This window comes from Streptococcus infantis (assembly GCF_047463655.1).
GTDB classification, from domain to species: Bacteria; Bacillota; Bacilli; order Lactobacillales; family Streptococcaceae; genus Streptococcus; species Streptococcus infantis_Z.
In genome coordinates this window covers 1-12,644 of sequence record NZ_JASHDM010000010.1, presented here as the reverse complement: position 1 = coordinate 12,644, position 12,644 = coordinate 1, and the positions used below count along the sequence as shown (strand labels likewise).

The window sequence follows — 12,644 nt, the reverse complement described above, 5'->3', positions numbered from 1 at the left end:
GTTTGCTATGATTAAGATTACAAAAGAAACATCTGTTTCACTTGATGACGTTTTGCATCTCTACCAGGCAGTTGGTTGGACAAATTATACCAATCAGCCTCAAATGTTAGCCCAGGCTCTGACTCATTCACTGGCCATTTATCTAGCGCGTGATGGTGAGAAAATCGTTGGTCTAGTTCGCTTGGTTGGAGACGGTTTTTCTTCGGTTTTTGTCCAGGATTTGATTGTTTCGCCTAGCTATCAACGCCAAGGGATTGGTAGCACCTTGATGAAGCAAGCTCTAGCTGATTATAAGGATGCCTATCAAGTCCAACTAGCGACAGAACAAACAGAAAAAAACTTGGGATTTTATCGTTCTCTGGGGTTTGAAACCTTATCTAGTTTCCAGTGTACGGGCATGATTTTGGTGGACCGAGAAAATTTAAAATAATTTTTTTCACTTAAGCTAACTTTAAGTCTTATCCTGTATCATTTAGTTATTAATAAAGACCTCCTAACTTTATTTAATAGAAATCCTAAAACTTTTTTTCATCATAATCTCCTAATAAAGTCACCCAATTTGGTGGCTTTTTTTGTTATGTGACTTTCAGCGATATTTCATTGGTATTCGTTGTTTTGAACAAAAGTAAAAGTTCGTGTCAAGGATAACGCGGATATCCATATAATACAAAGATCGCCGAATCTTCTATTGTTTAGAAACTTGATGCCTTTAAAATTGGTGTTATTAAACTTTTTAATGACCTACTTGAGATCCTGATAAAAAGTATCTGATCTATCGTGGTTTTATCAAAAGGTATCGAAATATGAAAGAATTAAATTTTTCAAAAAGAAGATTGTCGAGGAAATCTCGTGTAAAAATATACTATCTAGCGAGGAGGTAAGGCTATGAGAAAAATACTTTTCTTGATGAAAATCTATATCTAGTATATAATCAATCTATATCGTATAGATTGGAGATATATCATGGCTATAAGCGTATCGAAACAATACAATTTCAAACTAAATGAAGCTACTATGGAGCAAGCTAGAAATATTATCAAGGAAAAGGGCATGACAATGACAGATGCTATTTCTTTATTTGTAGAGCAAATAGTTCTAGAACAAGATTTGCCTATTAAGACGGCCGAAGATTTGCATAGAGAGCAGTTAATTGCTGAACTACAAGCCCAATCTGAACGTGCCTTGAGAGAATATGAGGCAGGTGAAGGAACTTCCCTAGACAATGTGAGGGCACGCTATGGCTTATAAAGTGATTCTTTCAAAAGAAGTTGAACAAGCTATCGAAAATATACACGAATATATAGCTACGGTACTTTTAGCCCCTCAATCTGCGAAAAATACTGTAGTAAAAATTTTAGACGGCTTAAAAAGTCTAGAAGTCTTTCCTGAGGCTGGTTTTGATGCAGATGAGAAAATCGGTGTAAAGATTAATAGTAAGTTTCCTACACGAGGAAAAATTATAGATCAATACGTTTTGCTTTACTTTATTGATCAGACACAAAAGACTGTTTTTCTCTCCCATTTATTTCATACCAAGAGTGACTATGTCACCTTGCTACAAAAAGACAATAAAAAAAGTTCAAAATCTTAAGCTAACTTTAAGTCTTATCCTGTATCATTTAGTTATTAAATAAAGACCTCCTGACTTTATTTAATAGAAATCCTAAAACTTTTTTTCATCATAATCTCCTAATAAAGTCACCCAATTTGGTGGCTTTTTTCTTGTTTGCTTTTAGCAATTTTTAATTAGTATTTATTATTTTTGAACAAAATTAAAAACTAGCAAATCTTAAGTTAATTTTAAGTTTGCTTGTATATTATGTAATCATTAAATAAAGACCCCCTAACTTTATTTAATAGAAATCCTAAACTTTTCTTTTTCATAATAATCTCCCTTAACTCCACCCAATCAGGTGGAGTTTTTTTGCTCTATTTCAGGCTTTTAGAGAGTTTCCTAAACGTCGTTTTCCGATAAATTTCGGTAGTTTTCGGATTTTGATCGGGGAATTGGCGGGGACTTTTTAGCGAATATGACTAAGAAATAGGTCTGTTGTCACTTCAGCAAGTTCGTCCTCAACTTGGTTATAACGATCGGTCATATAGACTTTTGTATGACCTAGTGCCTGGCCGAACTGCTCGGTTGGAACTCGTGAAATAATGTGAGGAAGTGGTACATCATGTGTAAGTCTGTCGTTTCATTTCGTGGATTAAAATGTTGGTTTGACTAATTTGAGTTGATGAGCGCCCATGTTCATTGATAGTGATGTAATCTTTTGTTTTCTTTGATAATTCCTAAGGTTCTCTTAATGTTGAAAGTCTTATTGGACAAGGGAGTAAACTTTTGACAAAAATCGCGAACTGTGCGATAATGGACAGGAATTAAGTATTGTGTCTATATCATAGGCTAGAAAAGACCCCAAGCTCACGACCAAATAAGCTTGGGATCTTTTTTGACACTATTTATCCTTGTTTAGCCATTTATCGACTAATACTCTTCGAAAATCAAATTCAAACCACGTCATCTTCCATCTGCAACCTCAAAACAGTGTTTTGAGCAGCCTGCGGCTAGCTTCCTAGTTTGCTCTTTGATTTTCATTGAGTATAAGCGAAGAACAACACCGACCACAATTGGTCCGATGATAGTTTTGAGTACTAATTCCATCACGGGCCATTTCACCTCCTTTCGTAGGCGGTGTAGCAGTGCCGTACAATATTGTACCACATCAGTGCTAAAGTCGGGAGCCACCCAATTCGGTGGCTTTTTTGTTTGTAGGCTGGATTTTTGCTATAATAGGAACATGAGTAGAATTTTAGATAATGAAATCATGGGTGATGAGGAGTTGGTAGAACGTACCCTCCGTCCCCAATATTTACGTGAATATATCGGTCAGGACAAGGTCAAGGATCAGCTGCAAATCTTTATCGAGGCAGCAAAAATGCGTGATGAGGCGCTGGACCATGTTCTTTTGTTTGGTCCTCCAGGTCTCGGGAAAACAACCATGGCTTTTGTCATTGCCAATGAACTGGGAGTCAATCTCAAACAAACGTCTGGTCCCGTTATCGAAAAAGCCGGTGATCTGGTAGCGATTTTGAATGACTTGGAGCCAGGAGATGTTCTTTTCATTGATGAGATTCATCGCTTGCCTATGTCGGTGGAAGAGGTGCTTTACAGTGCTATGGAAGACTTCTACATCGACATCATGATTGGTGCGGGGGAAGGTAGTCGCAGTGTTCATCTGGAATTGCCACCTTTTACCTTGATTGGTGCGACGACACGAGCAGGGATGCTGTCAAATCCTCTTCGTGCACGTTTTGGAATTACTGGTCATATGGAGTATTATGCTCATGATGACTTGACAGAGATTGTCGAGCGGACTGCAGATATTTTTGAGATGGAAATCACCCATGAGGCAGCTTCCGAGTTGGCCCTCCGTAGTCGTGGGACTCCTCGTATTGCCAATCGTCTCCTTAAGCGCGTGCGTGACTTTGCGCAGATTATGGGCGATGGCTTGATTGATGATGTCATTACGGACAAGGCTCTTACCATGCTGGATGTAGACCATGAAGGCTTGGACTATGTGGACCAGAAAATTCTTCGCACCATGATTGAGGTCTACGGTGGAGGTCCTGTCGGTTTAGGAACTCTTTCGGTAAATATCGCCGAAGAGCGTGAGACGGTAGAGGATATGTATGAACCTTACCTAATCCAGAAAGGCTTTATCATGCGAACTCGTTCAGGACGGGTCGCGACAGCTAAGGCTTACGAACATTTGGGGTATGAATACATTGAAAAATAAGGCTGAAATCTTAGACTCCTTCAGAGAAAATCCTGACATGATGGCTATTTTGACCATCATCCGTGACTTGGAGTTGAAAGATTCTTGGTTGGCGGCTGGTTCGGTCCGAAATTTTATCTGGAATCTCTTGTCAGATAAATCCCCTTTTGACCGTGAAACGGATGTGGATGTGATTTTCTTTGACCCAGATGTGAGTTACGAAGAAACGCTGGCTATAGAGAACAAGTTGAGAGAGGACTTCCCTCAGTATCAGTGGGAGCTGAAAAATCAAGTCTATATGCATCAGCATAGTCCCCACACACCTCCGTATAGAAATTCCTGCGATGCCATGAGTAAGTATCCTGAACGTTGTACGGCAGTGGGACTTCGCTTGCAAGCTGACGCAACTTTAGAGCTCTTTGCGCCTTATGGTTTGGAGGATATTTTGAACTTTCAAGTTCGTCCGACTCCTCATTTTTTAGAAAATCAAGACCGAATGAAGCTCTATCAAAAGCGTTTATCTAAGAAAAACTGGCGAGAAAAATGGAAAAATCTCACAGTTAAAAATACTTAAGGAAACTTTAAGATAGGAGTTGTATACTTATCTCATAAGTTAAAAAGACCTTAACTTATACTCCTAAAACTTTTTCATAATAATCTCCCTATAAAAAATTAAGTCGCCCAATCAGGCGGCTTTTTTTGATGGATCAATGATTCGACATATAGTAGATTGAACCTAGAATAGTACGCTACGGATTTTAAAATATTTTTAGAAATTGATCTGACTTTTCTTTCTGGTCAATTTGTTTATATTTTATTTCATCCTACTGATTTTTTACAATAATATTTGATTTTTCAAAGGTGAACAGATGATTATTGGACAAAAAAGAATCTTACAATCAGGGAAAATCTACAAAAAGTTCAAGGTGTTTTTGTTAATCTATTTTCAACTTAATCTTTGGACAAAGAAGCCTATAGTGTGCTATAATAAAGTGTTATAGATTGAGCTCTATATCAAAAATTTTTTAAGACTACACCATTGCTTGTCAGGGTGAAAAAAGAGAAAATATCCATGTAACGTGGCTGTGTATCTTAAGGATGTTTTGGTATTTAGTTTTTTATAAAAAATGAACTCAAGGAGAAAAAACATGTTTTTTAGACGTCAGGAAGGACGATATAGAGAAACAGACCGAGTAACGAGGTATAAATTGATCAAGTCAGGGAAACACTGGCTTCGAGCATCTACCTCTCTTTTTGGTTTGTTCAAGGTTCTTCGTGGTGGTGTTGATACTGCTCAGGTGACAACTGAAGTTGTGGAAGATCGTGTCTCAACTTCTTTAACTGGGATAGATGTCCTCAAGGGGATAGTTGCCGCGGGGGCCGTTGTTGGTGGTGGAGTTGCCACTCATACGCAAGTCCATGCCAATGAACAGCTGGCTGTAGAGAAAGTCGTGGATGGTACTGACAATCTAGTGAATTCTGATCAGGTTGTTTTGGGAACTGTCAATAAAGATGAGGAGCAGCAAACGTCTGTTTCAACATCTACCTCTGTTAGTGAGAGTGTCTCAATCTCTGCTTCTACAAGTGCCTCTATTTCGGCCTCAACAAGTGCATCCGAGTCCGTAAGTGCCTCAACATCAGCTAGCACTAGTGCCAGTGTTTCATCTTCAACTTCAGCTAGTATCTCATCTTCATTGAACGATTCTGCCTCAACATCAGATAGTGCTTCGACTGTTGCAAGCAGTTCCCTCTCTGAGGTTTCGCATGTAGAAGGTTCACAGACGGCTCCTAGCGAAGATGCTATCAGTAATGACGGAACATCCAGAGCCACAGTTAAGGCTAGCGATATTAAGGTCAATCCTGATCTTTCTAGTTCTCTTTTAACTGCAGAAAACTTCACAAGCCAAAATGCGAGTCTGACAGCAACCACAACAGCGACTCTTGCTGCGACAACGACTGCAGAAGTGAGCGCTAAAAAGCAAGCAGAAGACCGTAAGAAACTGGCAGCACTTTCAGCAGAAATGGGAGAATACCTAGCTAAAGCCGTGGACCTTCCAGATACAAGCTCAGCCATTCTTAAGGTGAAATCTGCTATTGCTGAGATTGAGTCTGCTCTCAAGGATCCAAATGCTGACCTAGGAACAGTTGTCAAGACAGCTACTTCAGCTCGCAACTCTATCGCCAATGCGGTTTCACGTGCAACCTCTGGCCAACGTGATAGCCGTAATGGGAAACCAATGGCAACGGGAGAAAATCTCCGAGGCCTTTCTCCGATTGCAGTAAACAATCACACCACAGCTCAACTTGGTCAAGGTAGTTATTCAAGTTCAAATCGTGAGGTTGTCTGGACAATCAAAATGCATTCGCAGAGTCCGCTTAATTATGCAGGTCTGATCGCACAAGTGGATAGAAACACAACCATCACTCGTGTTCTTTTCAATGGAGAAGCCATGGAGAAACGTGGTGGATCTGGTAATGAATATGTATTCAATAAGCGCCATGATTTGAATGGAAACCTTGAAGCGACTATATTGGTGTATGCGACGGTAAACAATCGTTCTAACGCAGCTACTTTGAATGCTCAAGTGGCAACAAGCAGTCAACCGTTTACAAGCGCAAATGCTTCAGGGAATTATAGTAGCTCAATGAGCTCAACCGTTTCGACTGGGGAAACAGGTCAGTCTAGAAACACGGGAGGTCAGAGCCGTGCGGCATCTCAGCGACCAACTATTAGCTTGCCAAGTGAGATTGCTTATTATAATGATGATACCATTACACCTGTGAATATGATCCTTAGTGATGACACCGGAATGGCAAAAGTAGAACCTGGGAATAATCCTATCATCACAGGTTTGGGTGCACCAGACTATCCATATAATATAGTAAAAGGTAAGAAAATAAACGGAGATCTTGCGACATATGACCAACGTGGGCATAAAACTGGATACCGCACATCTTATACGGTACATATTGTTGGAACCATTGGTCGTGAAGGAACAAATTGGCGGCCGTATGCGACTGGTGCTTATGCTATTGAATATAAAGTGACAGACAAAGATGGTCAAACAGCTACAGCACGTATGACTGTCCGTATTAAAGGTTTCAATGAACGTAACGAGCCTGTGGGTGGTGATACTGTTACGGTTAACAATCCATCTGCCTTGAGCGAGACTGAAAGAGCTCAAATCCTTGAAAACTTCAAAAGCAAAAATGCTACTATCCTCAACAGATCTGATTACAAGAAAGATTCTGAAGGTAATCATGAAATTACAGTGTCTAACACTGGTGAAATTACCATTACCTATCGTGATAATACGGTAGATGTTGTCCGAGCTAATGTAAGAGCTGAAACTGTTCCTCCTGTGCCTGCTGTTACAGTGACGCGTGATGGCGAGCCCATCCAAGCGACAGAGAGTCCAGACCCTAGTCGTGGGAAGGAACACATCGTCTATGCTGGTGATAACTTTACAGTTGATTTCACAGCGTATGATAATAGTGGGAAACTAAAAGAGTTTAAGATTATCTCCAAAGCGGACGCTAATCGACCTGCTTTAACAACCAACTTCTTCCAAGGTGATAATGATACAGGAGATGAGTATGGTACAGGTGTGGTTGACCATCTAAATAGTGGCGATATCAATGCTACTGAGAGCAGTCCAGCTCATATCGTTGTAAAGGCCCATCTTAGGGATGATTTGGAGTGGAAGTCAGGAAATACTTGGCAACGAAATGCGGTTGCTACCGACCAAGTAAATAATCGAAATGTCACAACAGGAACTGGTAATGTTCGTATCACTCAAGGACAACTGAAAGACCGTCTTAAAGTAATAAATCCTGACTTTACACCTGTAGCAAATAAAGATAGCTTAACAGATGATGAAAAGGCAGCTGTCAAGACTGCCATCTATGCTAAAAATAATCAGGCAATACACCGTATCAAAGATATTCAAGTTGCAAACGATGGAACTGCAACGATTATTTATAAGGATTTAACAAGAAATACTATTTCTCGATCTGTTACAGTTAATGAACGTCCAAAACTGGAGATTCATTATGATAATGCTACAACTAAGGAAATCTATCTATACCGTGGGGAAGAAGTTAATGTAACCTTTAGAGCAACTGATGATTCTGGCAAGATTTCTTCATTGAAGTTTGAAATGCAAGGTACAGCTGACAGTACTAATGGTACAAACTATGCAGGATATACTGGAATTACTCGTTCAAATCCGATCGCTAGCTTAACGAATCAAACCGATGCAAAGATTACCCTTACAGGCACTCTAGCAAAAAATGTACCGTTAGCATCATTTGAACGCTATTTAATGGCAACAGATGACCAAAACACCTCTGATAGTAACCATGCAAAAAACGGTATTACCGACAATGGTTATGTCAAATTTGTAATCAAAAGCCAGACTGATAAATATACTGCTGTAGCGAAGGCGTCGACTATTTATACCTATACTGGTGAAACGGCAACGGATTTAAACGATGCTACGAACTTTGTCCAGCTTGATGGCGGAGGACAGCTCCCTCAAGGAACGACTGTTTCATGGGTTAGTCGCATTGACAACACATCTGCTGGGACAAAAAGTGCAGTTGCACGGGTTACTTATTCTGATGGCTCGACTGATGATGTAACAGTTAACTATACTGTTTATCCGAAAGTTGAAGCCAAGACTTACAATGGTGTGACAGGTAAGTTCTATGCCTTTAAAGGAACGAAAGAAGCTAACCTTAGTAAAGTTGATGGAGGAGATTGGGCTAATAATATTGGTAGAGATTCTGATTTGTATACCAATCTTAAGGAACTTCCAACAGGAACCAAATGGTCTTATAAATATAAGTTAAATAACACAGGGGCTGAACAAACAACTAATGTTGGAACTCCTACTTTTGGTGAAGTATGGTATACGACTAAAGAGGTTGTGAATCTGGAACCTGTTAGTCACCATACAACCTATACGCTAATTGCCACTTATCCAAAAGGACGTTTTGGGGATGTTTCAACAAGCAATCCAGCCTTGACAAGTCAGACAAGCTTTGATTATACAGTTGTTGATCCTGTAGCTAGACAAGAGTATGTTACAACTGTGGGAAATAAGGCTCCATTAGCAGAGATTATTGCTAAGCCAGGAGAGGCACTTAAAAATTCGAATACAAGTGTAGCTTTCCCAACAGGAACAACCTTTAGTTGGGTCCAGGCTCCTGATGACGCTATGCTGGCAAACCCTGGGGTTTATACGAAAAAAGTTACAGTCACTCTTCCGCAAGGTTCCTATAGTGGAGCTCCTGGAAATAGCAGAACAGTAGACGTGACTATTAAGGTAAACCCACAAGCGCCAGTTATCTCAGTTAATTCTACCAATGAAACTGGTGGCTTGCCAAATCGTTCGATCGTTGTTACGAATGTCACACCTGGAGCTCTTGTAACCTTGACTTTAGCTGGGCATACATTTACCAAGACAGCTAAAGACAATGAAACAAGCGTTACCTTTGAACCTGCAAAATTGCAAGACGCATACGACGGCAACAATGGTCTTCTTCCGACAGGTAACGTAACTGTTAAACAAAGCAAGGTCTTTACAAATCCTAGCACTGGTGCAAATGAAACCTTGGAATCAGCTACAACGACGAAGACGATTACCAAGGAAACTGTAGCACCTGAAGTAACTTTTGAACTTTATATTAAGAACGATAAAACTGGCCTATGGGAAAAACAATCGATTAAGAATAATGTTCGTCCAGGAGTCAGTGGTTACGAAGTCTTCGCAGGCGACAAGATTAAAGTTGTTTTAACTGCTAAAGATAATAGTGGTAAGATTAAAACTCTGAAATTAAACGATGGAACTTCTGATATCAGTCGTATTTTCCAAGATGGCTATTCTTCAGATGATGATGCACTAGGAATTAAGGATATTACCACTGAAGCTTCGGCGACAACTCCAAAAGTGCTAGAGTACACTGCTACTTATGGAGAAAATGTACAGTATAAAGATGGAAACAAATGGACTCGTGGAACTAATGCTACAGACTTATCAGATAATACGGGTAGAGTAACGACTGTAGTAGCACAAGGGAAACTGAACGAAAAATTCCCAGGTGTTAAACCAAAAGATGCTGTCCAGGTTTCTAATCTAACTTCCTTGACTCGAAAAGACCTTGATAAGATTCTTAATGCAGTGAAGACGTCTAACCCTGCAACAGATTTCCGTATTAAATCGTACGATATTGATAGCAATGGAACTGTAACGATTACCTACAAAGATGGAACAAAAAATACAGTAACTCCTGATTTGTCAGATTCGGATCATAAGTCAGCATCAGCGTCAACCAGTGCGTCAGTGTCTGCTTCAACCAGTGCGTCAGTGTCTGCTTCAACCAGTGCATCAGTAAGTGCAATGACCAGTGCATCTGAGTCAGCTTCAACAAGCGCAAGTCAATCAGCAAGCACCTCAGCTAGCCAGTCAGCATCGACAAGTGCGAGCCAATCAGCCAGCACGTCAGCAAGCCAAAGTGCTTCAACAAGCGCAAGTCAATCAGCAAGCACCTCAGCAAGCCAGTCAGCTTCAACCAGTGCGAGCCAATCAGCAAGCACGTCAGCAAGCCAGTCAGCATCAACAAGCGCAAGTCAATCAGCAAGCACGTCAGCAAGCCAAAGTGCTTCAACAAGCGCAAGTCAATCAGCAAGCACGTCAGCAAGCCAAAGTGCTTCAACAAGCGCAAGTCAATCAGCCAGCACGTCAGCAAGCCAAAGTGCTTCAACAAGCGCAAGTCAATCAGCAAGTACATCGGCTAGCCAGTCAGCGTCAACCAGTGCAAGCCAATCAGCAAGTACATCGGCTAGCCAGTCAGCATCAACAAGTGCGAGCCAATCAGCAAGCACGTCAGCTAGTCAGTCCGCATCAACAAGCGCAAGTCAATCAGCAAGTACATCAGCTAGCCAGTCAGCATCGACAAGCGCAAGTCAATCAGCAAGCACATCAGCTAGCCAGTCAGCATCAACAAGTGCAAGTCAATCAGCCAGCACGTCTGCAAGTCAGTCAGCATCGACAAGTGCGAGCCAATCAGCAAGCACATCAGCAAGCCAGTCAGCATCGACAAGTGCAAGTCAATCAGCAAGTACATCAGCTAGCCAGTCAGCATCGACAAGTGCAAGTCAATCAGCCAGCACGTCGGCTAGCCAGTCAGCTTCAACAAGTGCAAGCCAATCAGCCAGCACGTCAGCTAGCCAGTCAGCATCGACAAGTGCGAGCCAATCAGCAAGCACGTCAGCTAGCCAAAGTGCTTCAACAAGCGCAAGCCAATCAGCCAGCACGTCAGCTAGCCAGTCCGCATCAACAAGCGCAAGTCAATCAGCAAGCACATCAGCTAGCCAGTCAGCATCAACAAGTGCAAGTCAATCAGCCAGCACGTCTGCAAGTCAGTCCGCATCGACAAGTGCGAGCCAATCAGCAAGCACGTCAGCTAGCCAGTCCGCATCAACAAGCGCAAGTCAATCAGCAAGTACATCGGCTAGCCAGTCAGCATCGACAAGTGCGAGCCAATCAGCAAGCACGTCAGCTAGCCAAAGTGCTTCAACAAGCGCAAGCCAATCAGCCAGCACGTCAGCTAGCCAGTCAGCATCGACAAGTGCGAGCCAATCAGCAAGCACATCAGCGTCTGAGTCAGCATCGACAAGTGCGAGCCAATCAGCCAGCACATCAGCCTCTGAATCGGCGTCAACCAGTGCGAGCCAATCAGCCAGCACATCAGCAAGCCAAAGTGCTTCAACAAGTGCGAGCCAATCAGCAAGTACATCGGCTAGCCAGTCAGCATCGACAAGCGCAAGTCAATCAGCAAGTACATCAGCTAGCCAGTCAGCGTCAACCAGCGCAAGTCAATCAGCAAGTACATCAGCTAGCCAGTCAGCATCGACCAGTGCGAGCCAATCAGCAAGCACGTCAGCAAGCCAAAGTGCTTCAACAAGCGCAAGTCAATCAGCAAGTACATCAGCTAGCCAGTCAGCATCAACCAGTGCAAGTCAATCAGCAAGCACATCAGCTAGCCAGTCAGCATCGACAAGTGCGAGCCAATCAGCCAGCACGTCTGCAAGCCAAAGTGCTTCAACAAGCGCAAGTCAATCAGCAAGCACATCGGCTAGCCAGTCAGCATCAACCAGTGCAAGCCAATCAGCCAGCACGTCAGCAAGTCAGTCAGCATCGACAAGTGCGAGCCAATCAGCAAGTACATCAGCTAGCCAGTCAGCATCAACCAGTGCGAGCCAATCAGCCAGCACATCAGCAAGCCAAAGTGCTTCAACAAGTGCGAGCCAATCAGCAAGTACATCGGCTAGCCAGTCAGCATCGACAAGCGCAAGTCAATCAGCAAGTACATCAGCTAGCCAGTCAGCGTCAACAAGCGCAAGTCAATCAGCAAGTACATCAGCTAGCCAGTCAGCATCGACCAGTGCGAGCCAATCAGCAAGCACGTCAGCAAGCCAAAGTGCTTCAACAAGCGCAAGTCAATCAGCAAGTACATCAGCTAGCCAGTCAGCATCAACCAGTGCAAGTCAATCAGCAAGCACATCAGCTAGCCAGTCAGCATCGACAAGTGCGAGCCAATCAGCCAGCACGTCTGCAAGCCAAAGTGCTTCAACAAGCGCAAGTCAATCAGCAAGCACATCAGCTAGCCAGTCCGCATCGACAAGTGCGAGCCAATCAGCAAGCACATCAGCTAGCCAGTCAGCGTCAACCAGTGCAAGTCAATCAGCAAGCACGTCGGCTAGCCAGTCAGCATCGACAAGTGCGAGCCAATCAGCAAGCACATCAGCGTCTGAGTCAGCATCGACAAGTGCGAGCCAATCAGCAAGCACATCAGCCTCTG

General features: G+C 42.5%; 5 protein-coding genes and 4 pseudogenes. 7 read left to right on the top strand and 2 right to left on the bottom strand.

Annotated elements, in window-relative coordinates; translation table 11 throughout:
* Positions 1–7 precede the first annotated feature (7 nt).
* The 3 genes from QM877_RS07445 (at position 8) to QM877_RS07435 (ending at position 1,591) form a co-directional block, all read left to right on the top strand.
* Positions 8–430 (top strand): GNAT family N-acetyltransferase, encoded by a 423-nt coding sequence (locus QM877_RS07445; protein ID WP_414294841.1) that lies wholly within the window; start codon positions 8–10, stop codon positions 428–430.
* A gap of 533 nt (positions 431–963) precedes the next feature.
* A complete protein-coding gene (locus QM877_RS07440) occupies positions 964–1,248 on the top strand; it encodes a type II toxin-antitoxin system RelB/DinJ family antitoxin (RefSeq protein ID WP_315640031.1) in 285 nt (94 codons plus the stop codon).
* A complete protein-coding gene (locus QM877_RS07435; protein ID WP_315640030.1) occupies positions 1,238–1,591 on the top strand; it encodes a type II toxin-antitoxin system RelE/ParE family toxin in 354 nt (117 codons plus the stop codon). Before QM877_RS07440 ends, QM877_RS07435 begins: the two co-directional genes overlap by 11 nt.
* 430 nt (positions 1,592–2,021) lie before the next feature.
* Here QM877_RS07435 and QM877_RS07430 read toward each other — a convergent pair.
* Both QM877_RS07430 and QM877_RS07425 read right to left on the bottom strand, forming a co-directional pair.
* Positions 2,022–2,308, bottom strand: a pseudogene (locus QM877_RS07430) (site-specific integrase); the annotation flags it as partial.
* A 288-nt stretch (positions 2,309–2,596) separates the two neighbouring features.
* A pseudogene (locus QM877_RS07425) lies at positions 2,597–2,662 on the bottom strand (type I toxin-antitoxin system Fst family toxin); the annotation flags it as partial.
* A gap of 136 nt (positions 2,663–2,798) precedes the next feature.
* Between QM877_RS07425 and ruvB the strand changes: the two are divergent.
* The 4 genes and pseudogenes from ruvB to QM877_RS07405 form a co-directional block, all read left to right on the top strand.
* Positions 2,799–3,797 (top strand): Holliday junction branch migration DNA helicase RuvB, encoded by a 999-nt coding sequence (gene ruvB / locus QM877_RS07420; RefSeq protein WP_315640029.1) that lies wholly within the window; start codon positions 2,799–2,801, stop codon positions 3,795–3,797.
* On the top strand, positions 3,778–4,350 hold the full coding sequence (locus QM877_RS07415) for a nucleotidyltransferase family protein (RefSeq protein WP_414318031.1): 573 nt from the start codon (positions 3,778–3,780) through the stop codon (positions 4,348–4,350). Before ruvB ends, QM877_RS07415 begins: the two co-directional genes overlap by 20 nt.
* 553 nt (positions 4,351–4,903) lie before the next feature.
* A pseudogene (locus QM877_RS07410) lies at positions 4,904–10,012 on the top strand (accessory Sec-dependent serine-rich glycoprotein adhesin); the annotation flags it as partial.
* A gap of 417 nt (positions 10,013–10,429) precedes the next feature.
* Positions 10,430–12,220, top strand: a pseudogene (locus QM877_RS07405) (hypothetical protein); the annotation flags it as partial.
* Positions 12,221–12,644 lie beyond the last annotated feature (424 nt).

What these genes read in the sequence shown, in the direction of transcription:
- ruvB (WP_315640029.1), top strand. Translation starts at nt 2,799, where the DNA reads ATGAGTAGAATTTTAGATAATGAAATCATGGGTGATGAGGAGTTGGTA.
- QM877_RS07440 (WP_315640031.1), top strand. Translation starts at nt 964, where the DNA reads ATGGCTATAAGCGTATCGAAACAATACAATTTCAAACTAAATGAAGCT.
- QM877_RS07435 (WP_315640030.1), top strand. Translation starts at nt 1,238, where the DNA reads ATGGCTTATAAAGTGATTCTTTCAAAAGAAGTTGAACAAGCTATCGAA.
- QM877_RS07445 (WP_414294841.1), top strand. Translation starts at nt 8, where the DNA reads ATGATTAAGATTACAAAAGAAACATCTGTTTCACTTGATGACGTTTTG.
- QM877_RS07415 (WP_414318031.1), top strand. Translation starts at nt 3,778, where the DNA reads ATGAATACATTGAAAAATAAGGCTGAAATCTTAGACTCCTTCAGAGAA.